Source organism: Arthrobacter sp. Y3223151 (assembly GCF_059091125.1).
The window spans coordinates 112,721-138,933 of sequence record NZ_JBNHGI010000005.1 but is presented as its reverse complement, the minus strand read 5'-3'; the positions used below and the strand labels follow the sequence as shown (position 1 = coordinate 138,933).

The 26,213-nt window shown below is 69.5% G+C and carries 19 protein-coding genes and 1 pseudogene; 6 read left to right on the top strand and 14 right to left on the bottom strand.

From position 1 onward, the window contains the following. Positions 1-161: 161 nt before the first annotated feature. The 3 genes from pepN to glgC form a co-directional block, all read right to left on the bottom strand. Positions 162-2,777, bottom strand: a complete 2,616-nt coding sequence (gene pepN, locus AC5RUP_RS09600) for an aminopeptidase N (RefSeq protein ID WP_494158495.1) — start codon at positions 2,775-2,777, stop codon at positions 162-164. Positions 2,778-2,816: 39 nt separating this feature from the next. Further along, positions 2,817-3,845, bottom strand: coding sequence for a YeiH family protein (locus AC5RUP_RS09595; RefSeq protein ID WP_494153998.1), 1,029 nt, complete (start codon positions 3,843-3,845; stop codon positions 2,817-2,819). Positions 3,846-4,030: 185 nt separating this feature from the next. Further along, positions 4,031-5,323: a glucose-1-phosphate adenylyltransferase gene (gene glgC, locus AC5RUP_RS09590; RefSeq protein WP_494153999.1), complete on the bottom strand. Its 1,293-nt coding sequence runs from the start codon at positions 5,321-5,323 to the stop codon at positions 4,031-4,033. Positions 5,324-5,412: 89 nt separating this feature from the next. Between glgC and glgA the strand changes: the two genes are divergently transcribed. Next, the gene (gene glgA / locus AC5RUP_RS09585; protein WP_494154000.1) at positions 5,413-6,609 is read left to right on the top strand and encodes a glycogen synthase; all 1,197 of its coding nucleotides are present in this window, start codon (positions 5,413-5,415) and stop codon (positions 6,607-6,609) included. 22 nt (positions 6,610-6,631) lie between these two features. On the opposite strand, the gene AC5RUP_RS09580 is transcribed toward glgA, so the two are convergent. Both AC5RUP_RS09580 and AC5RUP_RS09575 read right to left on the bottom strand, forming a co-directional pair. Beyond that, on the bottom strand, positions 6,632-7,069 hold the full coding sequence (locus AC5RUP_RS09580; RefSeq protein WP_494154001.1) for a protein-tyrosine phosphatase family protein: 438 nt from the start codon (positions 7,067-7,069) through the stop codon (positions 6,632-6,634). A gap of 59 nt (positions 7,070-7,128) precedes the next feature. Continuing rightward, positions 7,129-7,823, bottom strand: a pseudogene (locus AC5RUP_RS09575) (DUF6994 family protein). 606 nt (positions 7,824-8,429) lie between these two features. Here AC5RUP_RS09575 and AC5RUP_RS09570 point away from each other — a divergent pair. Beyond that, positions 8,430-8,762, top strand: coding sequence for a hypothetical protein (locus tag AC5RUP_RS09570; RefSeq protein ID WP_494092287.1), 333 nt, complete (start codon positions 8,430-8,432; stop codon positions 8,760-8,762). Positions 8,763-8,925: 163 nt separating this feature from the next. On the opposite strand, the gene AC5RUP_RS09565 is transcribed toward AC5RUP_RS09570, so the two are convergent. The 6 genes from AC5RUP_RS09565 to AC5RUP_RS09540 form a co-directional block, all read right to left on the bottom strand. Further along, positions 8,926-9,948 carry a DUF808 domain-containing protein gene (locus tag AC5RUP_RS09565; RefSeq protein WP_494154002.1) on the bottom strand — a complete coding sequence of 341 codons (1,023 nt, stop codon included), beginning with the start codon at positions 9,946-9,948 and terminating at the stop codon, positions 8,926-8,928. Between the two features lie 171 nt (positions 9,949-10,119). Then, entirely contained in the window at positions 10,120-13,446 is a 3,327-nt protein-coding gene (locus AC5RUP_RS09560; RefSeq protein WP_494158494.1) for an ATP-binding protein, read from the bottom strand. 1 nt (position 13,447) lies between these two features. Continuing rightward, complete coding sequence (locus tag AC5RUP_RS09555) at positions 13,448-14,227, bottom strand: DUF4194 domain-containing protein (protein WP_494154548.1); 780 nt, start codon at positions 14,225-14,227, stop codon at positions 13,448-13,450. Beyond that, positions 14,224-15,687 carry a DUF3375 domain-containing protein gene (locus tag AC5RUP_RS09550; protein ID WP_494154547.1) on the bottom strand — a complete coding sequence of 488 codons (1,464 nt, stop codon included), beginning with the start codon at positions 15,685-15,687 and terminating at the stop codon, positions 14,224-14,226. Before AC5RUP_RS09550 ends, AC5RUP_RS09555 begins: the two co-directional genes overlap by 4 nt. 184 nt (positions 15,688-15,871) lie before the next feature. Beyond that, complete coding sequence (locus AC5RUP_RS09545; RefSeq protein ID WP_494154546.1) at positions 15,872-17,980, bottom strand: acyl-CoA dehydrogenase family protein; 2,109 nt, start codon at positions 17,978-17,980, stop codon at positions 15,872-15,874. Positions 17,981-18,059: 79 nt separating this feature from the next. Next, on the bottom strand, positions 18,060-18,845 hold the full coding sequence (locus AC5RUP_RS09540; protein ID WP_494158493.1) for a TetR/AcrR family transcriptional regulator: 786 nt from the start codon (positions 18,843-18,845) through the stop codon (positions 18,060-18,062). An 80-nt stretch (positions 18,846-18,925) separates the two neighbouring features. Here AC5RUP_RS09540 and AC5RUP_RS09535 point away from each other — a divergent pair, with 80 nt between their 5' ends. Genes AC5RUP_RS09535 through AC5RUP_RS09525 form a run of 3 tightly spaced genes read left to right on the top strand, consistent with a single transcriptional unit; the run spans position 18,926 to position 22,496 of the window. Further along, a complete protein-coding gene (locus AC5RUP_RS09535) occupies positions 18,926-20,263 on the top strand; it encodes an acetyl-CoA C-acetyltransferase (protein WP_494155116.1) in 1,338 nt (445 codons plus the stop codon). After that, the gene (locus AC5RUP_RS09530) at positions 20,263-21,603 is read left to right on the top strand and encodes a 3-oxoacyl-ACP reductase (RefSeq protein WP_494158492.1); all 1,341 of its coding nucleotides are present in this window, start codon (positions 20,263-20,265) and stop codon (positions 21,601-21,603) included. Before AC5RUP_RS09535 ends, AC5RUP_RS09530 begins: the two co-directional genes overlap by 1 nt. Continuing rightward, complete coding sequence (locus AC5RUP_RS09525; protein ID WP_494149170.1) at positions 21,600-22,496, top strand: MaoC family dehydratase; 897 nt, start codon at positions 21,600-21,602, stop codon at positions 22,494-22,496. The genes AC5RUP_RS09530 and AC5RUP_RS09525 overlap by 4 nt, the downstream gene beginning before the upstream one ends. A gap of 68 nt (positions 22,497-22,564) precedes the next feature. On the opposite strand, the gene AC5RUP_RS09520 is transcribed toward AC5RUP_RS09525, so the two are convergent. Together AC5RUP_RS09520 and AC5RUP_RS09515 are read right to left on the bottom strand one after the other, a co-directional pair. Continuing rightward, positions 22,565-23,881: an RNA polymerase sigma factor gene (locus AC5RUP_RS09520; RefSeq protein WP_494158491.1), complete on the bottom strand. Its 1,317-nt coding sequence runs from the start codon at positions 23,879-23,881 to the stop codon at positions 22,565-22,567. After that, positions 23,839-24,282: a YciI family protein gene (locus AC5RUP_RS09515; protein WP_494067811.1), complete on the bottom strand. Its 444-nt coding sequence runs from the start codon at positions 24,280-24,282 to the stop codon at positions 23,839-23,841. The genes AC5RUP_RS09520 and AC5RUP_RS09515 overlap by 43 nt, the downstream gene beginning before the upstream one ends. A 153-nt stretch (positions 24,283-24,435) precedes the next feature. On the opposite strand from AC5RUP_RS09515, the gene AC5RUP_RS09510 reads away from it, so the two are divergent. Further along, a complete protein-coding gene (locus AC5RUP_RS09510; protein ID WP_494154840.1) occupies positions 24,436-25,665 on the top strand; it encodes a kynureninase in 1,230 nt (409 codons plus the stop codon). Here AC5RUP_RS09510 and AC5RUP_RS09505 read toward each other — a convergent pair. Further along, a complete protein-coding gene (locus AC5RUP_RS09505; protein ID WP_494154841.1) occupies positions 25,662-26,174 on the bottom strand; it encodes a GNAT family N-acetyltransferase in 513 nt (170 codons plus the stop codon). The two genes, AC5RUP_RS09510 and AC5RUP_RS09505, sit on opposite strands and share 4 nt — an antisense overlap. Between the last annotated feature and the right edge of the window lie 39 nt (positions 26,175-26,213).

The following is a 26,213-nucleotide window of genomic DNA, read 5'->3' as shown; positions in this document are numbered from 1 at the left end:
CCCCCGGCGTCCGGGGTCCGGGTCCTTGGAAGACGACAGCCTATTCCACGGAGGCTGCGCAGGGAACCGTACGGCGGCTATCGGCCCGCCAACGGCCGCCGATGCACTGCAGCCGCTCGTCCGCCGTCGTCAGCCGTCGTTCGCTCGGCCGCTGTGTGCGCTCAGCCCCGGGTGCCGGCCTGCTGCGCGCGGAGTGCCCGGAGCAGATGGTCGCGCTGTTCAATGACGATGCGGCGAAGCGCGGCCGGCGCCTCCGCGTGGCTGTCGAGCCAGGCGTCGGTGCGTACGACGACGGGGTGTTCCGCGGGTGCCTGTCCGGAGACCAGGTCCTGGGCGATGGGGTAGAGCCCCCGAACCAGCCTGCCCGCTATCTCGATGCTCTTCACCGACCAGATCCGATCGAGTTCCTCAAAGTACGGTTCCACATACCCGGCGTGAAGCTCAGGCGGGCCCTGGCAGAAACCATCGATGGTGGCGTCCAGCAGCTCGTTGGACAGCGAATCGGTATGCACTGCGGTGTGCCAGGCCTCGGCCTTCACCTCCGGAGCGGGCCGCGCCGTCATGGCGGCCAGATGGCCGGCACGCGCCGCCGCGTTGCGGTCGGCTTCCAGTGCCGCATCCAGCTCCGCCGCCGAAGCGTGGCCGGTGGCCGCCAGCGCCTGCCAGAAACGCCAGCGCAGGTCCGTGTCCAGCTTCAGCCCCTCAAGCAGGGTGGTCTTGTCCAGCAGGCCGCGCAGGTACCGCGCCTGGCCGTCATCGGCGCGGCCGACCGCCGCCAGTGACCGCGCCCAGGTCAGCTGCCGGTCGCTGCCCGGTTCCGCCGCTTCCATCTCCCGGCGCGCGGCGGCCAGGAAGGCTTCCCGCAGGCCCGTCCGGAGGGCCGACGGTGCGTAGCGGTCCATCGCGGCCTTGGCGCAGTCCAGGACCACCTGCAGCACGCTGTTCTCGGTTTCCGCCGGGGCGAAGCGCTGCACCGCCTCCACGTAGTCGGCGGCGGGGAGGCGCCCGTCGCGGGCCATGTCCCAGAGGGTGGACCAGCACAGGGCGCGGGCCAGCGGGTCGGTGACCTTGTCCAGGGCGGAAAGCACCGTCCGCAGGGAGCGGGCGTCGAAGACGACCTTGGCGTAGCTCAAGTCCTCATCGTTGAGCAGCAGCAGGGCGGGAAGGTCCCGGCCCGCCAGTTCCGGAACCTCGGTCCGCGGGCCCGCCACGTCCAGCTCCAGCTGGTCCGTGCGGACCAGCCGGCCGGTGGCATCCGGGTTGTACAGCCCCAGCCGCAACCGGTGCGTCCGGAAGGACGCTTCGTGCGTGACCGGATCCACCGCCTCCTGGACGATGGCCGCGGAGGCGATCGCACCGCCGTCGTACTCGAGGTCCACGCCCAGCGTGGAGATGCCGGCGGTCTGCAGCCACTGCCGCGCCCACTGCTCCATGTCCCGGCCGGAAGCCGCGCTGAGGGCGGTGAGGAAATCGGCCAGCGATGTGTTGGCGTAGGCATGTTCGCGGAAATACCGGCGCGAGGCACCGATGAAGGAGTCGAAACCGGCATAGGCCACCAGCTGTTTGAGCACCGAGGCGCCCTTGGCATACGTGATGCCGTCGAAGTTCTGCTTGGCCGCTTCCAGGTCCGGGATGTCGGCGACGATGGGGTGGGTGGTGGGCAGTTGGTCCTGCACGTACGCCCACCCCTTGCGCCGGTTGGCGAAGGTGATCCAGGCGTTGGTCCATTGCGTGGCCTCGGCGGACGCCAAGGACCCCATGTAGTCGGCGAACGATTCCTTCAGCCAGAGGTCGTCCCACCATTTCATGGTGACCAGGTCGCCGAACCACATGTGCGCCATTTCGTGCAGGATGGTGTTGGCGCGGGCCTGGTACTGGGCGTCGGTGGCCCGGGAAGAGAACACGTAGGCCTCGGTGAAGGTGACCAGTCCTGGGTTCTCCATGGCGCCCAGGTTGTATTCGGGCACGAACGCCTGCTCGTACTTGCCGAACGGGTAGGGGTAGTCGAAGAGTTCGTGGAAGAAGTCCAGGCCGGCCTTGGTGACGGCGAAGATCTGCTCCGGATCGAAGGAATCGGCCAGCGAGGCGCGGCAGTAGGCGCCAAGCGGCACACTGAGTTGTCCTCCGTCGGGCAGGGTGCCCTGCCAGTTGTCCCTTACCGCGTGGTAGGGCCCGGCCAGGACGGTGGTGATGTAGGTGGAGATGCGCGGCGTCGGCTCGAAGCGGCGGACGGAGTAGCCGGGCGTGGAGCCCATTGGCTCGGTCACGGCCACCGCGGCGTTCGAGGCCACCAGCCAGTGGTCGGGGGCGGCAACGTGGAAGCTGAAGCTGGCCTTCAGGTCCGGCTGCTCGAAGTTGGCGAAGACGCGGCGCGCGTCGGCCGGTTCGTACTGCGTGTAGAGGTACGTTCGCGCGTCCACCGGATCGACGAACCGGTGGAGCCCTTCGCCGCTGCTGCTGTACAGCGCGGTGCCCGTGATCGTGGCCTGGTTCTCGGCCTCGAGGCCGGGCAGCGTGATCCGGGAACCGTCCACGACGTCGTCGAGGTCCAGGGGCCGGCCGTTGAGCGTGACGGAGTGGACACCGCCGTGGATGAAGTCGGCAAACACCGTGGCGCCCGGTTCGCTGCAGCTGAACGTGATGACGGTGCTGGAGACGAAACCCGGCGCGTCGGGGTCCTCGGCGTTGCGCAGGTCCAGCGAGACCTCATAGCTCTCCACCTGCAGGATGCTTGACCGTGCGGCCGCTTCGTCGCGGCTGAGGTTCTGGTTCGTCATCCGGCCCATTTAACCATGAGCGGGTCCGGTTGCGGCCCCTCAGCGTCCGCCCATCGCCAGCCAGGCTGCGACGATCCCCAGTCCGGCGATCAGCAGCCAGGAAAGCAGGGCCGTGGAGATAGCCGGCAGCGAGGACCGGAGCAGTTCCCGCAGGCGGACGGCCGAGCCCAGCCCGAACAGTGCCGCGGCCAGCAGGAGTTCCTGCACGAACGCCGTGCCGTCCAGAACCGGCTGCGGCAACCATCCCGTGCTGCGCAGCATCATCAGGGCGAGGAAACCGAGCACGAAGAGCGGCACCAGCGGCGGCTGCTTGCCGGGCCTTCCGGTTGCGTGTCCGCGTGCGGCTCCCGAATTTGCCTTCCGACGGCTGTGCAGGGCCGCGGCGGCCGTCACGGGAGCCAGCATCAGCACGCGGGCGAGCTTGACGACGACGGCGATGGTCAGGGCCGCCGTGCCGGCGCTCTGCGCGGTGGCGACGACCTGTCCGACGTCGTGTACCGAAGCTCCGGTCCAGAAGCCGAACACTTCCGGGGTCATGCCGGTGGCCGCCATCACGGCCGGCAGGACGCCGATGGCCAGCGTGCCGCACAGCGTCACCAAGGCGACGGGCATCAGGGTGTCCTGACTCCGGCTGCCCCGGGCAGCGGCGACGGCGCCGATGGCCGAGGCCCCGCAGATGGAGAATCCGGCGGCCAGCAGCACGGGCTGGTCGCCGGGCAAACGGTGCCAACGCGCCAACAGGTAGGTTCCGGCGAACGCCAGCAGCAGCACCAGAACCACCAGCACCAGGGCGAACCAGCCCAGCTCGGCCAGGTCCGAGAGCGCCAGCCGGGCGCCCAACAGCACAATCCCGGCCCGCATCAGCGTCCGTCCGCAGAAGGCCAGCCCGGGAAGCGCCGCTCCGCCCGTCCACGAAGCAGCAGGCGGCAGATTCGCCGCGAGGATGCCCAGGACCACGGCGAAGCTCATCACCGGGACGGCCGGCGCGAGCCAGTGCAGGCCGTGGGCGGCAACTACGGCGGCCGCTGCAAAGAGCAGCCCCGGTCCGACGCGGCGCAGCCAGGGCATGGCGCCCGGCCCCGGACCCTGCGGCCCCGCGGGCTGTCCGTTCCGGGTGGGGCGGGGCTCCGGTGACTGAGGTTGAGGCACTTCGCTACCGTACCGCCTGCAGCGCGCGGTCCGGGCGCAATCGGCACCCTCGCTTCAGCAGAAAGGGTGGGCCGGGGGACAAAGCCAACACCTTGTGCCCGCTGCTACAATGAAGCGGCCTTGTGCTGAGCGCTCGCCGTGGGGCCGAGGATGACCTTCTGGTCCTTGCTCAGGACGGTCAGCCCGGATTCCGTGACCGTGAAGCCCCGCGCGCGGTCCAATTCGGGATCGACGCCGATGGTGGCGCCGGCAGGGATGTGGACATTCTTGTCCACGATGGCCCTCCGGACCACGGCTCCCTCGCCCACCGTCACCTTGTCCAACAGCACGCTCCCGTGGATTTGGGCGCCCTCGGCGACGAAGACGTCGGTGGAGAGCACCGACTCGGTGACTTCTGCTCCCGAAACCACCACGCCCTGGGACAGCAGGGAGTCGTGCGCGGTGCCCGCGGTGCCGCTGACTCCGCGCACCAGCTTGGCCGGGGGAGACACCGACTGGCGCGTGTAGATCGGCCAGCGCAGGTTGTAGAGGTTGAAGGCGGGCAGCGGGCTGATCAGGTCCATGTGGGCCTCGTAGTAGGAATCCAGCGTGCCGACGTCGCGCCAGTACTGTTGGTCGGCCCCGGTGGAGCCGGGAATGTCGTTCGCGGTGAAATCGTAGACGGCCGCCTCGCCGCGTTCCACGAAGTAGGGGATGATGTCCCCGCCCATGTCGTGGTTGGTGTCCAACCGCTCGGCGTCCGCTTCCAGGGCCTGCAGCAGCGCGTCCGTGTTGAAGACGTAGTTTCCCATGGACGCCAGGAAACTGTCCGGGTCATCCGCCAGGCCGGGAGTGGTCGCGGGCTTCTCCACGAAGGCGCGGATCTTGGTGGGGGCGTCGGGCTCGGACTCGATCACGCCGAACTGATTGGCCAGCGAGAGCGGCTGGCGCACCGCGGCCACACTGGCGGCGGCGCCGGACGCTATGTGCTCCTCCACCATCTGGGAGAAGTCCATCCGGTAGACGTGGTCGGCGCCGACCACCACCACGATGTCCGGACGGGCGTCATGGATCAGGTTCAGGGACTGGTAAATGGCATTGGCGCTGCCCAGGAACCAGCTCTTGCCCCGCCGTTGCTGCGCCGGTACCGAGGCAACGTAGTTGCCCAGCTGCGCGGCCATACGCCAGGTTTCGGAAATGTGCCGGTCCAGGCTGTGCGATTTGTACTGCGTCAACACCACGATCTCCCGGTACCCGGAATTGACCAGGTTGGACAACGCGAAATCGATCAGCCGGTAGCTGCCCGCAAACGGCACGGCCGGTTTGGCCCGGTCGGCTGTGAGCGGCATCAGGCGCTTTCCCTCGCCGCCGGCAAGCACAACGGCCAAAACCTTCTTCTGTGGCATCGTCCATCCCATCGCATTCGCGGTCCAGTGCCGGACCGACACACGTCCCCCTTGTCAACACACAGTAGAGGAAGCCCCCGGCGTGCACTACGTTAGGTTTCGTGCGCGTAGATATTGTGACAAAAGAATTCCCACCGGAGATCTACGGCGGGGCCGGTGTGCATGTTGCCGAACTCAGCCGTGTGCTGGCCGGACGGCTGGACCTGCACGTGCATGCCTTCGGGGCCGACCGGCCATCTGACTTCCATGGCGCAACGGTGCGCAGCTACGGGGTCCCCGCCGGATTGCGGGAAGCCAATGCCGCGGTGCAGACCCTCGGCGTCGACCTTGAGATGCTGGACGGCTTCGCCGGTGCGGACCTCATTCACTCCCACACCTGGTATGCCAATATGGCCGGGCATTTGGGATCGCTGCTGCACGATGTGCCGCACGTGCTCAGCGCGCATTCGCTGGAGCCGTTGCGGCCGTGGAAGGCCGAGCAGCTGGGCGGGGGCTACCGGCTCTCGTCCTGGGCAGAGCGCACCGCCTACGAGGCGGCCGCCGCCGTCGTTGCCGTGTCCGCCGGGATGCGCAGGGACATTCTGCGCAGCTACCCCGACGTGGATCCGGACCGGGTCCACGTGGTCCACAACGGCGTGGACGTGCAGGAATGGAAACCGGATCACAACGACGACGCGGTGCGCGCCTTGGGGATCGATCCGGGCCGGCCCAGCGTGGTCTTCGTGGGGCGGATTACCCGGCAGAAGGGCGTGCCGTACCTGCTGCGCGCCGCGGCGTTGCTGCCGCCGGAAGTACAACTGGTGCTGTGTGCCGGCGCCGCCGACACCCCTGAACTGGCGTCCGCGGTGAATGCCCTGGTGGCCGGGCTGCGCGGGACCCGCGACGGCGTCGTGGTGATCGAGCGGATGCTCCCGCGGCCGGAACTGATCCAGGTGCTCAGCCATGCCACCGTCTTCGCGTGCCCGTCGATCTACGAACCGCTGGGCATCGTAAACCTTGAGGCTATGGCCTGCGGCGCCCCGGTGGTGGCCAGCGCCACCGGGGGCATTCCGGAGGTCGTCGACGACGGCGTCACCGGCACCCTGGTGCCCTTGGAACAGGCGAGCGACGGGACGGGAACCCCGCTGGACGAGGAACAGTTCGTCCGCGACTTCGCCGCCGCGCTCAACAAGACGCTCGATGACCCCGCCGCCGCCCGCCGCCAGGGCGAGGCGGGCCGCCGGCGCGCCGAGGAGCACTTCTCCTGGGACTCCATCGCCGAGAAGACCCTGGGCGTCTACCGCAGCGTGTTGACGTAAGAGGCGCAGCACGCGGGGACTGCTACGGGCGTTGGGGGAACCGGCGCACAAACCGTCGCTGCCACGGGGTTTCGACGGCTCCGGGGCGGTAGTGCTTCCGGACCCAGCCGGTGGCTTCGGCGGCGGGAACGCCGTCTAGAATCGCGATGCAGGCCAGCGCCGTGCCGGTCCGCCCCCGGCCTCCGTGGCAGGCGACCTCCACCCGCTCGTCGCCGGCGCGCAGCCAGGCTTCGCGGAAGGCCTCCTCGGCCTCCGACAGGTCCTCCGGCAGCCGGAGGTCGCGCCAGCGCACCCACCGCTGCTCCCACAGGGTGGAAGCCGGCGCCCGGTGAGTCAGGTACAGGGCGAATTCCGGCGCGGGACCCGGCGGCAACGGAACACGCAGCGCCCGGCCGCGCAGCAGTCTCCCCGACGGCAGCCGCAGCACACCGGGCAGGCCAGGATCCCACGCTGATCCCATGGCAGAGAGAATAGCCCCTGGCGGACGTGCGAACCGATCTGGAATGGGGGAGTCTTGTGCTACCTGATGGCGTTCAGGATGCGCAGGCGGCGTGCCTCAAATAATTCCAGACTGTTTAGGCGGTAACGCGCGTAGGTTGGCAGGTCGGAGGGCAGCACCGGCGACTCGAAGTTGTCGAAGGGGAGCAAGAAGCACACTGCACCACTGCATCTACGAAGTCACCGAGATGGAAATGATCGATGTACCCGTTGAAGGAACCGAATAGCGCGAAGAAGCTGGCATAGCGATCCATGGTCGTGGCCAAGGGACTCGTGCCACCCTCGTAAAAACGCCGGATCGCCTCGAGGGTCAAGTCCCATCGGTCTTGAATCCGCGGATGAGTGCCTCGAATCTGGTTGAGACTGCCCTGCGAGACTGGGAAGATCACGAAACCGCAGATCGTGTACGAGCGTCGCAGGAACGCGTCATTGACCTCGTCTGGAAGCTGCGCATAGAGGTGGCTCAGTTTCCTTCGATGCCGCGTCGCAATCGTGTCGCTTCCGAGAACAATTCTCGTGCCGTCTGTTTCATACACAAGATAAGGTGACCGAGCGCGCCCAGCACGAAGCTCGAACGGCCGCCCGTTAGGGAGCCGCTTGCTCCATAGGAGTTGGTGGTATCGCCGAAGTGTGGGGCTGTGACTGTCGGGGTCCTTACCCGCCGGAGTGTCATCGAAGAAGTTGTAGTCGACGTCAATCTCTCGAAGCCCGCTCATGAACTGAAACTAGCAGGAGCGGCCGGTCGGCCGACGTCGGTTCGCTGTCCTCGACACGCTACGCGCCTTAGCTTTAGCACAGGCACCCTCCGCCGCCTAGGCAACGAGTACTGCGTCCGCGGTCACCAGACCGGGAACTGATCCAGATGGTGCCGCCCTCCCTCCGGCCGCCGAGAAGTCCTGTCCGCTGTGGGCCTAGGGGGTCACCTTTCCGCCCCGGATTTCTGTAGGCATATATGCAGCCGTGGGCACGCCAAGCAGACCCCAGTGCTTATGAGTATCAAAGCCGTCTGCATGGGCTCATGATAGGGGCCGTGGGAGAGATGGAGAATGGGCCTTCCGGCTGGACTTCGAAGCTACCCGCACAGCCGTGAAAACAGTACGCTTTGCCCTACCTAACCCATCGCGGTTCGCGGCTAAGAGAATCCAGGCCGGGAGCAGCATAACTGCACGGTAGTGGAGGCCTTTTTGAGTGGAGGCTCTGGCCTTCCGGACTGGTTGCTTCCGGGGTGGCTGCTCGTTTCTGTCGTACTGATCGTGGCAGCTGCAGTCCGCGGCCGGAGTTCCAGGGCGACTGCTGCGTCCCAGGAAATCCACGTAGAAGGCGTGAGGGCATCGAAAGAGTTCACGGTGCCCATCGGGCTTCAGGCGTTGCACGAAGAACTTCGTTCCATAGTGCGCAGCGAGAAGAGATTTTCACGGATCAAGGCGGTCCCCGGCGGAATGATCATCCATACACGGATCAACTTTTGGAGCTGGGGCGAGGTCATCGAAATCAAGAACTATGAGACAAGCGCAGGCACCAGAGTTTACGCATCTTGCCGGCCGCGGCTGCGAACCACCGTCCTCGACTATGGGCAGGGCGCCCGCGACTTGAGCCTCCTGACCGATCTTCTGGGGGAACGAGTCGGATCAGGTGATCTTGGCCCCGGCCGCTAGATTCCTCCACGAGATCCCGATGACCGTCCAGTCGTGGGAGGCCCTCCCGAGTAAATCCTGTGGAACTTGGCCCTCCGGGGCATAGCGCCCGAGGGACCGCTTCTGGGAGAGCCACTGAGCGGGGCCAAGGCCGGATTCGGCGAGGAACCCGAGGGGGCGGAGACTAGGGGGCCGGATCGGCGTCGCGTCCCGGCGGGTGATGGCCGGCTGTGGCGGCCCGGACGTCGCCCTCTTCATGCCCGCCCTTGTTCTTGCCGAAGGGCAGCACTTTGAGCAGCGGGTGCAGGATAGCCATGACGACCAGGCCCCAGGCGAGTCCGAGGACGGCCGAGCACAGGGTGTTCACGAGCCAGGCCAGGAAGCCGCCGGCCGCCGGGATCCCGGCGAACGGGCCCTCAAGGACGTGGACCAGGTCGTAGGGAGCATGCCAGCCGAGGTCGTATGCCCCCTGGAGCATGATGTGGCCGCCGACCCAGAGCATGGCGATCGTGCCGATGAAGGTGATAGCTGCCAGCACCGCGGGCATACCCTTGACGAGCAGCGCGCCGAAGCGCTGCGAGCCCGCCGAGTCCTTGGTGGTCAGGTGCAGGCCGATGTCGTCCATTTTGACGATGAGCCCGACGGCGCCGTACACAAGCACCGTGATTGCAATCGCCACGACGACCAGGATGAGCGCCCGGACCCACAGGGAGGCGTCACCCACCTCGTTCATCGAGATCACCATGATCTCGCAGGACAGGATGAAGTCGGTGGTGATGGCGCCCTTGACGACCTTGGACTCCGCCTCGGGACCCCGCTCGACCGCCGGCGCCTTGTCGGCGTCGTGGTGGCCGCGCAGCTTGTGCCAGACCTTCTCGGCACCCTCGTAGCAGAGGTAGGTGCCGCCCAGCATGAGGATGAACGGGATCGCCCCCGGGATGAAGGCGCTGACCAGCAGCAGCGCCGGCAGGATGATCAGCAGCTTGTTCCGGAGCGAGCCCCAGAAGATGCGCTTGATCATCGGCAGTTCGCGGGAAGGGTCCGCCCCGGACACGTACTGCGGGGTGACGGCGGCATCGTCGATCACCACGCCGGCGGCCTTGGCCCCGGCCTTGGCGGCGCCCGCCGCGACGTCGTCCACGGAGGCGGCCGCGATGCGGGCCAGGGCCGCGACGTCGTCGAGCAGGGCGACGAGACCGCCGCTCACAGATCGCCTCCGCGTTGCTCGACGGCGGACTGCTGGACGTAGAGGCCACGGTTGAGGTGCGTGATCGGCATGCTCAAAAGTATACGGCGGCGCGACGCCCGTCCGCCCGGGGGAGTGCGTTGATGGAGGCCAGGCGGGAGGCGTTCATCGAGGTGAGCCGGGGACGGGCAATCAGCGCAACACGATGTCCACCGGCCGCGCCAGGGAGTGGCCGCGTTCCAGGATGCCCGACCGGTTGGCGGATTCATCGCGCAGGACTTCGGTGACCGAACCGAGGAAGCGGGCCAAGTCCACCTTGTCCTCGGGGGCGGCCAACAGCAGCTGGAAACCGAATTCGTGCAGCGCGTTGATGCTGGCCTCGGCGAACGCCAGCGATGATTTCACGAAGGCCTCGTCCATCATCACCGTGCCGAAGGTGCTGAAGCCCTGCGCGGCGATGCCCAGTTGGTAGGCCAGCGCCGACGCCATGATGAAAGCGGTGAAGCGCTGGCCCTCGCCGCCGGACATCAGGCTGGCCTGCAGGTTGGTGTAGGCGCGGCCGTCCGCCAGCAGATTGGTGCAGGTGATGTCCACGTGCGACCGCACGTCCAGGACCTCGGCGCGCCAGCGGCGCTCGTCCTCGGAGGCCAGCCTCTCCACAATCCGCTCCAGGGCGAGGTAGCGGGCGTCCATGTCCTCGGCGGTCTGCCGCCTGCCCATGACCGGCAGCGCGTTCTTCAGGTCGGTGCGGAACTTGTGCGAAGCGTCGGGCACCGCGTTGGCGATCTCTATCTGCAGGTGGCTGTCCTCGTGGTACTTCACCCGCCGCAGGATCTGGTTCAGCGGCTGCAGGCGGGACGCGATGCTGCGGCGTTCTTCGTCCAGCAACTGGAGCAGGTCGCTGAAGCGTTCGTAGGTGCGGTTGTTGAAGTACTCGCGGAACTCAGCCTCCCGCTGCGGCAGCCCTTCGCCCACGATGTCGTGGTAGCGCGCCTCGTAGTCGGCGGCGGCCTCCAGCGACGTGCCGTGGTCTGAGCCCCACTGCCTGCCGTAGGACTCGAAGATCTTCACCAGCTGGTTGCCGGCCTCCAGCCTGGTCCGCTCCAGCAGGCCGCGGGAGTCCAGCAGCGCGCGCTCCACCCGGGTGCAGACGTCCCCCAGGAAGGCCAAGTCGGTGATCTCCCCGTACGGGGCAAAGAGGTCGTCCAGCTCGGCGGCCAGTTCGTCGGTCAGCTGCCCGGAGGTCTCGCCGGTGGCGGCCAGGGCGTCCCGGCGCCCGCGCGCGGCGTCGAGCTCGGCGGACAGCCGGGCGGCGTCGCCCTTGAGCACACCGATCTTCTCCGTGGCGGCCGTGAGGTCCAGTTCCGCCGTCTCCAGCTCGAACCGCAACTGCTCCAAGTCCGCGTTGGCGTCCCGGGCCTGCTCCAGCCGTTCCGCCGCCGCGGCAACGGCGGCGGCGTGTGCTTCCGCGGACACCTCCGCCCAGTCGCGGGTGTCCGCCGCCACGGCCTTGGCGGCGGCCAGTCGGCGGCCCAGATCCTGCTGCTCGCGGGCGCGCTCGGCGGACTCGGCGTCAGCTGTGCCGTACGTCTCGCGCAGTTCCAGCAACCGGGCGGCGAGGGCGGAGATCTTGTCCTGGTTGTCGAAGCCGAGCAGATAGTCGGATGCCCCGGTGTGCCGGTCGTCCTTCTCCGTGGTGCTGCTGTTGCGCTTTACCGCGCCGCCCAGGGCGACACCGCGGGCGACCTGTGCCAGCTGGTCCGGGTCGTCGACGCAGACGTAGTCGTAATGCGCCGTGATCTTGCGCCGGACCCAGTGCCCCATGGCGGTGTCCCTGGTGACCAGCTTGGTGACCAGGTCATCGTCGCCGGCTTCGGCCTTTCCGTCCAGCGGGGCGCTGACGTCGATGATCCGCAGGAAGCCACGGATGTTGTGCTCGTTCAGGTACCGGGTGACGGCTTTCATCCGATCGCCCGGGACCAGCATCGCGGCGGCCAGCGACCGCAGTGCGCGTTCGGCGGCGGGGCGCCAGCGGGCCTCGGCGGCGGCCATGTCGATCAGCTCGCCGGCAAACGGGAGTTCCTCTTCCGCGATGCCCGTGGCTGCACAGATCTGCCGGCGGCGCTCCAGGCTGTCGGGACGGATGTTGCTGGTGCGGCGGCGGAAGGACTCGATTTCTTCCTCCAGCGCGCGGATCCGGCCCTTGAGGGTCCAGGCCTCGCCCTGGGCGTCGTTGCTCCGTTCGCGGGCCGACTCGGCCTCCTTGGCCAGGTCCTTGGCCAGCACGCCGGCACGGCTGCGCGCGGCGGCGAGGCCGGCGGGACTGAAGTCTGCCTCGATCCCCGCGGCCGCCAGCTCGCCCCGCACGGCATCTTCGACGGCCCGGCGGGCCCGCAGCTCGGCCTGGGCCGCGGCCAGCTCCCGTTCCAGGGTGGCGACGGCGGAGCCTCCTTCGCTGCCGTAGCGCGCCCTGAGCGACGCCGCCTTCTCCCGGAGCCCGTCGCGTGCCGCTTCGGCCGCCGCCAGCGCGGCCGTCGCCGCCGTTGCTTCCCCTTCCAGCCGGTCGATCTGCCGGCCGTGGCAGTCCAGGGCCAGGCGTCGCCGGTAGAGCGGCAGGGCTTCGTCCGCCAACACGCGGTTGCGTTCCAGCCCGGCCTGCGCCTGCTGCAGCTCCCGGTGCAGTCCGGGAACGGGGGCCAGCAGGTCCCGCTGCTGCCGGGCGCGTTCCAGCTGCCGCCTGATGCTGCTCAGATGGCTGAAGTCTTCCACCGCCTCCTCCGCGGCGGCCAGCGTCCGGGGCGTGTCCAGCACATGGTTGCGGAAAAAGTCGTTCACGGTGCCGCCCAGGCCCCTGCCCGTCTGCAGCGTCCGCAGCAGGCCGAAGGCCTTTTCCTGGTCGATGCCCAGCGCTTGCCGGAAACGCTCCGCAAACGCCTTGTGCGAATCGAAGACCTGGCTGCCCGGCAGCAGGGCCTCCAGCGAGGTCTTGCTGAACCGGCCGAGCATGCCGGCCTCGAGGGCGGGAATGTCCAGAGCCTTGTTGTGCAGCACATAGAAACGGCCCACATTGTGTTCGGTCCCGTTGGCCGGCAGGTCCAGCAGCACGGACAGGCTGGTGATCTGGCCCAGGGCGTTGTCGAAGGTCAGGCAGACCGCCGACCAGGTGGCACCGGGACGCTGGTAGAACGTGGCGGTCCGGGAACCGTCGCCGTCCGCCGGCGTGGCGCCCAACCGTCCGCGCATGTAGCTGAACGCGGTGCGACGTTCCTCGGCGGCGCTGCCGGCGCTGGTCTGGGCCGCCTCGTTCATCTTCGGGCGGGCATCCAGCACCTGGAGCATGCCGTCGAAAATCGTGGACTTGCCCACCCCGGAGCCGCCGGTCAGCAACGTTCCGGCACGGTCCACGCGGATGGTGTGGGAGCCGTCGAAGGTGCCCCAGTTGACCAGCTGCACGCGGCTGAGGCGGTGCTGGCCGGGATTGAGCAGCCCGTCCAGGGGCAGGATCGTCTCGATGCTCATGTCAGGCCTCCTCGCCGTCGACAGCCAATTGGTCCGCCTCCGGCGCCTCGCCGGCCGGCGGGTTGGTGCCGGCCAGCGAGCCGATCACCGCCGGAATGTCGCCGATGTTCTCGAAGGGCAAGGCCAGCGGCAGGGCCGGGGAAATGACCCACACGTCCGGAAGTTCGGTGGCTTCCAGCAGCCGGCGCTCGTTGGACAGCTTGCGGATGGAGGCATCGGCCAGGTCCTCGACGTGTTTGGCGTCGTGCTGTTCGGGGTCCACGTAGTCCTGCAGCACGTCGATCACGTCGGCCCGACTGATCAGCGGCTCCGTCCCGGTGCCGGCGTGGCGATCCTGGATGAGCCGCATCCGCAGCAGGAGCAGCGTCTCTTCACGCGTCATCTCCCGCTGCCGCTGCAGGGCGTTGGTGTGCGGTTCGGCCATGGAAACCGGCCGCAGCATGGCGACCTTGCGGTCTTCGTCGATGACCAGTTGCAGGAACAGCTCGCTGAGCCGGGAGGCGAGGACGCGGCGGTGTTCCACCACGGTGTCGTAGACCCGGTCCGTGGAGCCGGCGTGCAGGTAGGGGCCGCGCAGCAGCCGGATCAGGGCCTGGCGCAGCTTCAGCGGCAGCTTGCCGGTATCGCCGTCGAAGAGTTCGGGCCCGTCCACGATCTCGTCGCGTGAGGTCACGTCCTCAGCCTCTGCGGGACCCGCTGCCTCCGGCGCGGCAGCCTCGTCGGGCCCTGCGGGCGGTTCGGGGTGCTCCTCGGCCAACGCGTCCTCGGTTAACTCGTTCATGAATCTGCAGCTTTCGTGAAGGTAACGGCGGGCAGCACCGCTGTGCGTTCGCTGCCGTCGATTTGGATCAGGGTCACGCTGTCGGTCGCGTCCGGATCGAGCACGCCGCCGGAATTCAAGGCCCGGTGCAGCAGCCAGCGCAGGCTGTTCAGGTGCCGGTGTTCCGGTTCCAGCCGGTCGAAGACCGCCGACAACGGCGCCGGTCCCCGAGACTCGACGGCGCTGCGCACCGCCCGGGAGAGCACCGCGGCGTCAGCCTGCGGCGTGCGGACCGCGCGGCGGATGTCCGCTTCGGTGAACTCCGGCGGCGGCGGCAACTTGGCCGGCGCCTGGTGATCCTGCGGATCGTAGAGCCGGATCATGCTCACCGATTCGAAGCCGGAGCCGTACAGCTGCGGCGCCGGCACCACCGCGCGCCGGCCCGGCAGGCTGTGCCGGGACTTGAAGATGGCGGCCTCGGCCGCCCGGATCGCCTGGCGCAGCTGAACCGATTCGCGGTAGTCGTCCGACTGCACGAAGGTGTGCATGCTCTCGGAGAGCCGCCCGTAGATGCGGTGGATCTCGGCCGCCTGCGCCCGCAACTGCGGCATGAGCTGCTGCAGGGCCCTCCGGTCCTCCGGCTCCAGGCCGTCGGCGAAGTCCCGCTCGAGCACGTCGGCGATCGCCTGCCGGAACCGCTGCTGCTGGTCCTCGTCGTTCAGGAACGCCGTGAAGCTCTCGTACGTCCGGCCTTCGCTGGTGCCGCGCAGCCGTTTGTCGGCGTCGAGCACTTCGCCCATGGTGATGCCCTTGGTGGCATTCGACTCGACGATCTCGGCGCGCAGCGTGTGCAGCATGCGCTCCAAGCCGTCGCGCATCCGCTTGAAGTCGGCCGGCAACCCGGCCGCCAAGGCCAGGATGTCGCGTGCCGCCTCCGCCGCCGCGGCTGCGGGCACCGCCGCCGGCGTGTCGCCTGCTTCCAGCGCGCGGATCTTTTCCTGCCGCTCGGCGATTTCGGCACGGAGCACGGCGATGCGCGCCTCGGGATCGGGATCGGTCTCATGGGCCAGGGCCTCGACCCGGGTGAGCAGCGTGGCCAGGCGGGAGCTGTTCAGGGAGGAGGAAGCCCCGGTCAGGCCGTCCAGATACTCCAGGAAGCGCACCGTTGCTTCGGTGGGCTCGTAAACGAACCGCCCGCCCTCGCGCAGGCGGGAGAGGAACCTGCGGGCCACCCAATCGTCGGCGTACTGACGGGCGGACCAATCCTCGCGCAGCGGCACCCCGGCGCGCCGCAGCCCGGCCAGGAACGCGTCGGTGTTGCGGTGGAACTCCTCCAGCGGCAGCTGCGGCCGGGAGCGCGTGAAAGCGGTCCGGAACAGCGCAGGCACCCAGGGGCTGGCGGCGGCGAGCTTGAGGCCCGGCGTCGCGGACAAGGCCTGCAGCTCCTGCCAGCGGGCAAGGGCATTCTGGGTGAAGGACATGCTGTGCTTTCCGCCCGCGGAAGGGAAAAGCGGGCCCAGAAAATCTTAGCCGCTCCAACTGCGCTGACGACGGCGGTGGCCCGCCACGGGTGGACCGTGTCGCCCGGGGGTATGCCTGCTGACAACGGCGGCGCCCGCCACCGGGAACCGCACGGCCCCCGGCACCGGCCCCGCCGTCGTTCGCCTAGCTGCTTGCCGGCAGCTTCTGACGTCTCGCGGCGAGCTTTTCGGCGGCCTTCCGGCGGGCGACGAGCACCTTCTCGTCCACCGGGGCATCGCCGCTGGCCCGCCGCGAGCGGGCATAGGCGATGGCCTCGTCCTGGCGTTCCTGCTCGGCGCCGGTGGCAATCTTCGCGCGCAGATGCTCGGGCCCATAGCCGAAGGCTTCCACCAGGTCGCGGGCATGCGGACGCAGCCGGGACAGCAGGCGGTTGATGTACCCCCCGAGGATGCGGGCGCGCTGGGCGGAGAGCCGCCCGTACATGAGGTACCAGCCCAGGTTCTTCTCCACCAGCGACAGGCCGAACAGGTCCCGCAACCAGGTCAGCACCTGGCGGGTACCGTCGTCGTCGACCTGCCCGAGTGCTGCGGTAAAGGCCTCCCACTGCAGCAGTTCCGCGTGCGCGCGGGCGGCCTCGATCAGCTCATGCTGGTGTTCGTTGAACAGCGCCGCGGCCTCCGCCTGCGGCAGCCTGGTGGCATTGCGGAGCGCACCGCCGATGCCGGCGACCATGGTGGAGACCCGGTCGGTGAGCAGCTGGCGCTGCGACTCCGGATCCTTGAGGTAGTTGGCGCTCTTGCGCTCCGAACCGCTGTCCGCGAACGTCTGCGCCACCTGGCGCAGGCCGGTGCGGTGGAAGGTCGCGTCGGCCGCCTGGTGGGCAACCCAGCGGGCCATCACGCCGAAGTCCGCGTGGCGGAACTCCTTGGCGTAATCCGCCAGCAGCCGCTTGGCGACCAGCTGGAGCAGCACGGTGTTGTCGCCTTCGAAGGTGGCGTAGATGTCCAGGTCGGCGCGCAAGGCCGCGAAGCGGTTTTCGGCCAGGAATCCGGCCCCGCCGGTGGCCTCCCGGCATTCCTGCAGCGTGTCCAGCGCGTGCCACGTGCTGAGCGACTTCAGGGCGGCGGCCAGGGTTTCCAGATCCTGCCGGTCCTCGTCGGTGTCATGGGCGCCGGAGAAGACGTCGTCGAACTTCTCCAGCAGTTGTTCGTGCGCGAACGACGCCGCGTAGGTGGTGGCCAGCCGGGGCAACAGGCGCCGCTGGTGGCGCTGGTAGTCCAGCAAGACCTCTTCGGAGGTGTCCGAGGACGCGTTGAACTGCCGGCGCTCGGTGCCGTAACGCACCGCGATGGCCAGGGCCACCTTGCTGGCGGCAACGGCGGCGCCGTCCAGCGAGACGCGGCCCTGCACCAGGGTTCCCAGCATGGTGAAGAAGCGGCGGCCCGGGCTGGCGATGGGGGAGGTGTAGGTGCCGTCCTCGGCCACGTCGCCGTACCGGTTCAGCAGGTTGGTGCGCGGGATGCGGACATGGTCGAAGTGCAGCCGGCCGTTGTCGATGCCGTTGAGTCCGCCCTTGTAACCGTCGTCTTCGCCGCCGATGCCGGGCAGGAAGTTTCGCTGTTCGTCCCGGATGGGCACGTAGAAGGCGTGAACGCCGTGGTCGACGCCCCGGGTGATGAGATGCGCGAACACCAGCGCGGCCAGGCCGTCGTTGGCGGCGTTTCCCAGGTAGTCCTTCCACGCGGCCCGGAAGGGCGTGTGGATGACGAATTCCTGCGTGGCCGGCTCGTAGGTGGCGGTGGTGGCGATGCTGGCCACGTCGGATCCGTGGCCGGTTTCGGTCATGGCGAAGGCGCCGGGCGTCTTCAGGCTCATGATGTCCGGCAGCCACCGGTCATGGTGTTCCCGGGTGCCCAGGTGCAGCACCGCCGCGCCGAACAGGCCCCACTGCACACCGGCCTTGATCTGCAGCGAGGGGTCGGCGGTGACGAGTTCCTCGAAGCCGGCGACGTTGCCGCCGTGACTGTCCTCGCCGCCGAGCCGTGCGGGGAAGGCACGGTGTACGGCGCCTGTGTCCACCAGGTACTTCAGCTGTCCGGAGACCCGCTGCCGGTGCTCCTCCATCGTCAGCCCGTCGATACGGTGGAGTTCCGGTCGGCCGGCCAGGTCGCGTGCCGTCTGGCGGATGTCGGCCCAGCGGCCCAGCAGGAGCCGACCGAGTTCGGCCACATCCACGGCGGCGCCGTTGTCTTCAACCGGTTCCGGGGTTTCCAGGGCGGGCGTATTCGTCATCGGATGTTCCTTCGGTCGTCAGGTGTGTGTCGGGTGGGGCCGGGGAAGGCGGCCGGGGCAGGCGGCCGGGGCGGCCGGTTCAGTCCTGGCCGGGGGTGTTGCGGGACCGGCCGGGTGGCCCGGAGCCCGCTGCGGGAGCGCCGTCGTCCGGTGCGACGCCGCCCAGCAGCCATTGGGTGAGCAGGCCCGTCATGACTTCCCGGCTCGGCTTGGTTCCATCGTCGGGAGCCGCCAGCCAGCATTCCCCGGCCGCACGCACCATGCCGATGGCGGCCCGGGGCCAGTAGGAAGCGGCCGCCAGTTCCGCGGCACTTCCCGCTGCCGCGGCCAGATGGCCGCGCAGCGGGGCCTCGATCATGGCGGTGACGTTCGCGAAAAAGTCGTGCAGGACGGCGGAACTGCCGTCCCCGGGGGCAGCTGCCGGCCGCGCATCGTCCGCACCGGGTTGCGGAACGGCCGGCGGCTCGGACGGCGCGTTGCGGGTGACGAACGCGTACACATGCGGCGAGGATTCGGCCATCTGCAGGTACACCGACACCATGGCGTGCAGGCCCTCCCGGGCCGTAGTCGCGGTGGCGGCGGCCTCCTGGAGCCGGGCCTGCATCCGGCCGATCACCACCTCGCCCATGGCCCGCTGCAGGCCGGCTTTGTCGCCGAAGTAGCGGTAGAAGACGGGCTTGGACGTCCCTGCCGCGGCCGCGATCTCCTCCATGGACGCGTCGGGGCCAAGCCTGTGCACCGCGTGCCGCGCCGCGCGGATCAGCTCCCGGCGGCGTTCCGTCCGGTGACGGTCCCAGCGGGCCGAGCGGCCGTCCGCGGGCGTCGCCGGATTCGAGGCGGCCTGGCGGCCTGTGGCGGTGTTCACGTAACTCAGCGTATCAGGTACGCTTGGTTACGGTAACTGTCGTTTGTTCCGCTCCATACCCACTCCCGAGGAGAGCCCACATGGCCACTTCACCTGACGCCACCGGCACCCGCTCCGCCAACGGACTGCGCAGGGCAGTAGTCGTCGGCGGCAACCGCATCCCCTTTGCCCGCGCGAACGGGGCCTACACCCAGGCGAGCAACCAGGACATGCTCACCGCGGCCCTGGACGGGCTGGTGGCACGGTTCGGGCTGCAGGACGAACGCATCGGCGAGGTGGCCGCCGGCGCTGTCCTCAAGCACTCGCGCGACTTCAACCTCACCCGCGAGGCGGTGCTCGGCTCGGCGCTTTCGCCTCAGACGCCTGCGTACGACCTGCAGCAGGCGTGCGCCACCGGGTTGGAAACCGTGATGGGCCTGGCGAACAAGATCAAGCTGGGGCAGATTGACACCGCCATCGCCGGCGGCGTGGACTCTGCCTCCGACGCACCGATCGCCGTCAGTGAGGGACTCCGGGCCGTGCTCCTGGAACTGAACCGCGCCAAGAGCATGCAGCAGAAGCTGACTGCCATCGCCAAGTTGCGCCCCAAGGACCTGGCCCCCAACGCGCCGGGCACGGCCGAGCCGCGGACCGGGCTGTCGATGGGCGAGCACCAGGCGCTGACCACCGCGGCCTGGAACATCAGCCGCGACGCGCAGGACGAACTCGCCCTGGCCAGCCACCACAACCTCGCGGCAGCTTACGAGCGCGGGTTCTTCGATGACCTCATGACGCCCTACCGCGGCCTGGCCAAGGACTCCAACCTGCGCGCCGACACCACCCTGGAGAAGCTGGGCAAGTTGCAGCCGGTGTTCGGCAAGAACCTCGGCGCCGAGGCAACCATGACGGCCGGCAACTCCACGCCGCTGACCGACGGGGCCTCCACCGTGCTGCTGAGTTCGGAAGAGTACGCCCGGAGCAATGACCTGCCGGTGCTGGCAGAGGTCGTGGACTCCGAAGCCGCCGCCGTTGACTTTGTGCACGGCAAGGAAGGACTGCTGATGGCGCCGGCCTATGCCGTACCCCGGCTGCTGGCCCGGCAGGCCCTGACCTTCGCCGACTTCGACTTCTTCGAGATCCACGAGGCCTTCGCCGGGACCGTGCTGTGCCACCTGGCGGCGTGGGAAAGCGAGGAGTTCTGCCGCAACAAGCTGGGCCTCGAGAAGCCCCTGGGCGCCATCGACCGTACCCGCCTCAACATCAACGGCTCCTCGCTGGCCACCGGCCATCCCTTCGCGGCGACCGGCGGACGCCTGGTGGCCAGCCTGGCCAAGATGCTGCGCGAGAAGGCCGACGCCGAGTCCCGCACCACACGTGGCCTGATTTCCGTCTGCGCCGCGGGCGGCATGGGCGTCGTCGCCATCCTGGAGGCGAACTGATGACCGACCGGTACGTGGAATTGGTCAACGCCGGACCGGTGAAGAGCCTGGCCAAGAAGCTGGGGCTGCCGCAGCCCGCCGTGCTGCGGCGCTACCGGCCCGGCGCACCGCTGCTGCCCGGACCTGTCCTGGTGCTCGGCGCGGGCGCCGGCGCCGACACGGTGGCCAAGGAAATGCTCGGGTGGGACCTCGACGTTCGCCGGCATGCGGCACCAAAGGAACGCCTCGGCGGCATCGTGCTGGTGCTCGACGAGCTGGAAGCGCCCGAGGACCTGTCGGAGCCCATGCTCAGCGCCGGCGCCAGCCTCCGGGACCTGGCCCCCGGCGGCCGCGTCATCACCGTATCCCGGCCCGCCGACGGCGCCGCCCGGCCCGCGCAGGCCGCCGCGCGCCAGGCAGTGGACGGGTCGCTGCGGTCACTGGCGCACGAGTTGCGCGGCGGTGCCACCGCCAACGGCATCCTGCTCGGCGAGGGCGTGGAAGCCGGCGCGCCGGCCGTCCTGGGCCCCCTGCGCTTCCTGCTCTCGGCCCGGAGCGCCTACGTCAACGGCCAGTTCCTGCTGGTCGGCTCCGACGAGGGCTCGCTCCCCGCGGACCCGGACCGTCCGTTGGCCGGCAAGGTCGCCGTCGTCACCGGGGCCGCGCGCGGCATTGGCGCTGCCATCGCGGAGACCCTGCACCGCGACGGCGCGCAGCTCGTCGTCGTCGATGTCCCCGCGGCTGGGGAACAGCTGGCGCAGGTCGCGAACCGGGTGGGCGGCACCGCCCTGCAGCTGGACATCACCGCGGCCGATGCCGGCGCGAAGATCGCCGCTCATGCCATGGAGCGGCACCACGGGCTGGACATCGTGATCCACAACGCCGGCATCACCCGCGACAAACTGCTGGCCAACATGGACCAGGCCAAATGGGACTCCGTGATCGCCGTTAACCTGACGTCGCAGCTGAGGATGAATGGGCAGCTGCTGGCCTCGGGCGCGTTCCGCGGGCGGCCGCGCGTGGTTTCGCTGGCCTCGACCAGCGGCATTGCGGGCAACCGCGGGCAGACCAATTACGCCGCATCCAAGGCTGGAATCATCGGGATGGTCCGGGCCTCGGCTGCCGGGCTAGCCGAGGCCGGCGGCAGCATCAACGCCGTGGCACCGGGCTTCATCGAGACGGACATGACAGCCCGGATGCCGTTCCTGACCCGGGAAGTGGCACGCCGGCTCTCCTCGCTGCAACAGGGCGGACAGCCGCGCGACGTCGCCGAGGCCGTCTCCTTCCTGGCCAGCGATGCTGCGGGCGGCATCAACGGGCAAACCCTGCGGGTCTGCGGGCAAAGCATGGTCGGCGCATGAACGAGGTCATCCTGGGGGAGATGCCCACGCTCTCGCGCCTCTACCTGACGGCGGCGTCGACTGCCGCGCGGCACAAGCTGGGCGTGGGCCAGCACAGCGAGCAGGTCCCGGCGGTGCGGCACACCCTGGACGGGGTGCAGATCACCCCCGAGCGGATCAGCGGGTTCCAGCAGCTGGTCCACGGCACCGTGCGGGACACCCTGCCCTCCGTGTTCCTGCACTCGGTCGCGTTCCCCGTGGCGATGAGCGTGATGACGCGGCCGGACTTTCCGCTGCCGCTGCTCGGCATGGTCCACCTGGCCAACCGGGTGCGGCACTTGCGGCCGGTCCACTTCGCCGAGCCCCTGACCGTGACGGCCTGGGCCGAGGGCCTCCGCGGCCACCACGCGGGCACGCAGGTCGAACTGCACACCCGGATCGACGCCGGCGGCGAGGCCGTGTGGGAAGGTGTCTCGGACTACCTGGCCAAGGCGGTCTACCTGCCCGGCCTGGACAAGGCAGTCCGCCCGGACCGCGCCGATTTCACGCCGCCGCAGCCGACGGCCCGCTGGCGGCTCGGGCCGGAGGCCGGCCGCGAGTACGCCGGGGTCTCCGGCGACTTTAACCCGATCCACCTGAGCGCGGTGTCCGCGAAGATGCTGGGGCTCAAGAGGTCCATCGCCCACGGGATGTACCTGGCCTCCCGGGTCCTGACCAGTGTGGAAGCCACGGCCAGCGAACCCTTCAGCTGGCGCATCGACTTCGCCGCTCCGGTCTTCCTGCCCGCCACGGTGGCCGTCAGGATCCATGACACGGAACGCGACGGGTCCTGGGAAGCTTCCGAATTCACCGGCTGGGGGGAGCGCAGCCACCGGCTGCACTTCACCGGCAGCGTCCACACGCTCGCCGGCTGACCGGCGGCCGGCCGGACCGGGTCACCGGCGGGCACCGCCTCAGCCCTGAGCGGCGTGGCCGGACCGGGTCAGCCGGAAGCGGCCCGGCGTTCGAGGACCTCCCGTTCGCGCTCATTCTTCGCCAGGGCGGCGGCGGCGGCGAACTCGGAGCGGGCCTCCTCCGCCCGGCCGAGCCGGGCCAGCAGCTCGCCGCGGACGCTGGGGAGCAGGTGGGAGCCGCTCAGTGCGCCCTCCGAGGCCAGCCGGTCCACGATGGCCAGGGCGGTGGCGGGGCCGGTGGCCATGGACACTGCCACGGCGCGGTTCAGCTCCACCACCGGGCTCGGCGCCACCCGGCCAAGCGCCTCGTAGAGCAGCACGATCTGCGCCCAGTCGGTGCCGGCGACGCTGGGGGCGGCCGCATGGCATTCGGCGATGGCTGCCTGCAGGGCATAGCTGCCCCGGCCGCGGCCCAGCGCGTCGGCCCTGGCCAGGGCCGCGCGGCCGCGCTCGATCTGGGCCCGGTCCCAACGCATCCGGTCCTGGTCGGCGAGCAGGACCGGGCTGCCGTCGGGCCGGGTGCGGGCGCCGAAACGCGACGCCTGGAACTCCATCAGGGCCACCAGTGCGTGCGCTTCGGGCTCCCGGGGCACCAGTGACACCAGGACGCGTCCGATCCGCAGGGCTTCGCCGGCCAGGTCGGACCGGATCCAACGGTTCCCCGAGGTCGCCGCGTACCCTTCCGTGAACAGGAGGTAGACCACGCGCAGGACGGCGCCCAGCCGCGGGCCCCAGTCGTTCGGTTCGGGGACTTCGAAGGGCACCTTCGCCGCGGCCAGGGTCTTCTTGGCCCGGACGATGCGCTGCTGCACGGTGGCGACCGGAATCACGAAGAGCCGGCCGATCTCCTCGGCGGACAGGCCGGCGACCACCCGCAGCGTCAGGCATACCTGCGCTTCCCGCGAGAGCACCGGGTGGCAGGCGGTGAAGACGAGCCGGAGCACGTCGTCGGGTACGGGGTCCCAGGCCAGGTCTTCCTCGTCGCGCAGCCCGCGGGCCAGCACCTGGTAACGATCCTCCAGGCGTTCGGCCCGCCGCCAGGCGTCAATGGCCCGGCGCCTGGCCACGGTGGTCAGCCACGCCGCCGGGTTGCGGGGGATCCCGGTGTGCGGCCACTGGACCAGCGCATCGGCCACGGCTTCCTGCGCGACGTCCTCGGCGAAACCGACATCCCCGGTGGCACGGGCCAGGGCGGCGACAATCCGGGCGCCCTCGATCCGCCACAACGCATCGATCCGGCGCCGGATCGCCGCCGGGGCCTCGGCCTGCGCCGCCCCGGGCTCCCGGGGCCCGGTTCCGGTGGTCAGGCGTTCTCCGAGCGGAGCCTCGCCTCTTCCTCGCGCCATCCTTCTTCCTTCCGGATGTACTCGTTGTCCGCAAAGTCCGCGAAGTCGGCGGCCTCGGTCACGCGGCGGACCTCCAGCTTGGAGCCCGGTCCCAGCGGGCAGCGGCTGGCCCACTCCGCGGCTTCCTCCTTGGACGCCACCTGGACGATCCAGAAACCGTTGAACAGTTCGTGCGTTTCGCCGTACGGGCCGTCGGTCACCATCGGCGGTTCCTCCGAGAAGTCCACGACGAATCCGCTGCCGTCGGAAAGATCCGCCAGGCCTTCTCCCGCCAGCATCACGCCGGCGTTGATCATCGCCTCGTTGTAGGCGCCCATCTTGTTGATCATTTCTTCGAACGGCATGGATTTGGACGCCTCAAGGGCTTCATCCGTGGACCGCATGATGAACATGTACTTCATGGCTCTCTCCTTCTCGGAACGAGGACGCGGGCATGCGCCTTCTACTATGCCGTCGAACGGGGGCCGTGGATATCGACAGCCCCGGGATATTTTTTTCGGAATCTTCGCGCCGCGGTTCGGCGGCCCCGTGGCGGCCGCCTCTATGCTTGCCGTATGACCAACGACGATCAGTTGCGTGACCGCGCCCGGATGCTTGACGCCGCAGACCCGCTGGCCGGATACCGGACCCGGTTCGCGGGCCACGACGACGACGCCGTCGTGGCCTACCTCGACGGCAATTCGCTGGGCCGGCCGCTGGCCGCCAGCATCGAGCGCGTCCGGGACGTCATGGCGCAGCAGTGGGGCGGCCGGCTGATCCGGGCCTGGGACGAGGTCTGGCTCCAGCTGCCGGAGCGGATCGGCGACGAGCTGGGCCGGGTCGTGCTGGGAGCCGCGCCGGGCCAATGCGTGGTGGCCGACTCCACCACGGTGCTGCTGTACAAGCTGGCCCGCGCCGCAATCGACGCGCGCCCGGGGCGCCGGCGCATCCTGGTGGACCGCGACAATTTTCCGTCCGACCGCTTCATCGTGGAAGGCATCGCCGCCGAGTGCGGCCTGGAGCTGGACTGGCTCGAGCCCCCGCACGCCGGGGGAGTGACGGCAGAAGCGGTCCGGGCCGCCGTGGGCCCCGACACCGCGCTCGTGCTGCTCAGCCACGTGGCCTACCGCTCCGGCTATGTTGCGGACATTCCGGCCATCACCGCCGCCGCGCACGACGCCGGTGCCCTGGTTTTGTGGGACCTGTGCCATTCCGCCGGGGTGCTGCCCGTCGAACTGGACGCCTGGGGCGTCGACCTGGCCGCCGGCTGCAGCTACAAGTACCTCAACGGCGGGCCGGGCGCCCCGGCCTGGGCCTACGTGCGGACCGAGCACCAGCACCTGAGCCAGCCGATCCAAGGCTGGCTGGGCAGCGCCAAACCCTTCGAGATGGGTCAGGGGTACCAGCCGGCCGGCGGGATCCGCCGGTTCACGTCCGGGACTCCGCCGATCATCGGCATGACCGCGCTCCAGGACATGGTCGCCCTCATCGACGAGGTCGGGCTGGCGGCGGTCCGGGAAAAGTCGATCGCCCTGACCGGGTTTGCCGTCGAAGCCGTGCAGGAGGCGTTGGCCGGTTTCGGCGTCGCCATCGCTTCGCCGCTTGATCCGGCCGAACGCGGCGGCCACGTCACCATCGACCACCCGGACTTCAAGCAGATTACCGGCAGGCTCTGGGAGCAGGGCGTGATACCGGACTTCCGCGAGCCCGACGGCCTCCGGCTGGGGCTCTCGCCGCTGTCCACCAGCTTCCAGGAGGTGTGGCGCGGCATCGCCGCCATTCGCGCCGAGCTCGAACGGGTTTAGCCGCCCCGCCGGACCATCCGGATTTCGTGCAGCCCCTCCCACAGGCCGGTCAGCGGCTCGCGGCGTCCGTCCGGGCTGAATCCGTGCTTGCGGTAGAACGCCTGGGCGCGCGGGTTGTCCTCGAGGACCCAGAGCAGCGCCGGCCCGCCGCCGATCGCCGCCTCCAGCAATTGCCGCCCAAGCCCGGTCCCGTAGGCCTCCGCCAGCACGTAGAGCATCTGCAGTTCGTGCGGCACGCCGGCGTCGGCGTCGTCGTCCTGCACGGGGCCGCCGCCCGAGCAGCCGATGATCCGTCCGGCGGGATCTTCGGCGACCCACAGTTCCGCACCCGCCGACAGCCCGCGGGACCACCAGTCGATCTGCTGCTCCCGCCGGGCCGCCTCGGCGGCGAAGAAGCTTTCCGGCCGCTGGGATGAGTAGGTCTCACGCCAGGCGGCGAGCTTCATGTCGAGCGTGGCGGGGATGGCGTCTCGGGTGGCGCGGCGGATGCGGAAATCGGGGGTTGGCACCCATGAATCCTAGCCGTGCCGCAGCCCGGATCCCATGCC

Bases quoted from the DNA above. Each gene is read 5' to 3' on its own strand.
- pepN (WP_494158495.1), bottom strand. From the start codon at position 2,777: ATGACGAACCAGAACCTCAGCCGCGACGAAGCGGCCGCACGGTCAAGC.
- AC5RUP_RS09595 (WP_494153998.1), bottom strand. From the start codon at position 3,845: ATGCCCTGGCTGCGCCGCGTCGGACCGGGGCTGCTCTTTGCAGCGGCC.
- glgC (WP_494153999.1), bottom strand. From the start codon at position 5,323: ATGGGATGGACGATGCCACAGAAGAAGGTTTTGGCCGTTGTGCTTGCC.
- AC5RUP_RS09580 (WP_494154001.1), bottom strand. From the start codon at position 7,069: ATGGGATCAGCGTGGGATCCTGGCCTGCCCGGTGTGCTGCGGCTGCCG.
- AC5RUP_RS09560 (WP_494158494.1), bottom strand. From the start codon at position 13,446: ATGAGCATCGAGACGATCCTGCCCCTGGACGGGCTGCTCAATCCCGGC.
- AC5RUP_RS09555 (WP_494154548.1), bottom strand. From the start codon at position 14,227: ATGAACGAGTTAACCGAGGACGCGTTGGCCGAGGAGCACCCCGAACCG.
- AC5RUP_RS09550 (WP_494154547.1), bottom strand. From the start codon at position 15,687: ATGTCCTTCACCCAGAATGCCCTTGCCCGCTGGCAGGAGCTGCAGGCC.
- AC5RUP_RS09545 (WP_494154546.1), bottom strand. From the start codon at position 17,980: ATGACGAATACGCCCGCCCTGGAAACCCCGGAACCGGTTGAAGACAAC.
- AC5RUP_RS09535 (WP_494155116.1), top strand. From the start codon at position 18,926: ATGGCCACTTCACCTGACGCCACCGGCACCCGCTCCGCCAACGGACTG.
- AC5RUP_RS09530 (WP_494158492.1), top strand. From the start codon at position 20,263: ATGACCGACCGGTACGTGGAATTGGTCAACGCCGGACCGGTGAAGAGC.
- AC5RUP_RS09525 (WP_494149170.1), top strand. From the start codon at position 21,600: ATGAACGAGGTCATCCTGGGGGAGATGCCCACGCTCTCGCGCCTCTAC.
- AC5RUP_RS09520 (WP_494158491.1), bottom strand. From the start codon at position 23,881: ATGGCGCGAGGAAGAGGCGAGGCTCCGCTCGGAGAACGCCTGACCACC.
- AC5RUP_RS09515 (WP_494067811.1), bottom strand. From the start codon at position 24,282: ATGAAGTACATGTTCATCATGCGGTCCACGGATGAAGCCCTTGAGGCG.
- AC5RUP_RS09510 (WP_494154840.1), top strand. From the start codon at position 24,436: ATGACCAACGACGATCAGTTGCGTGACCGCGCCCGGATGCTTGACGCC.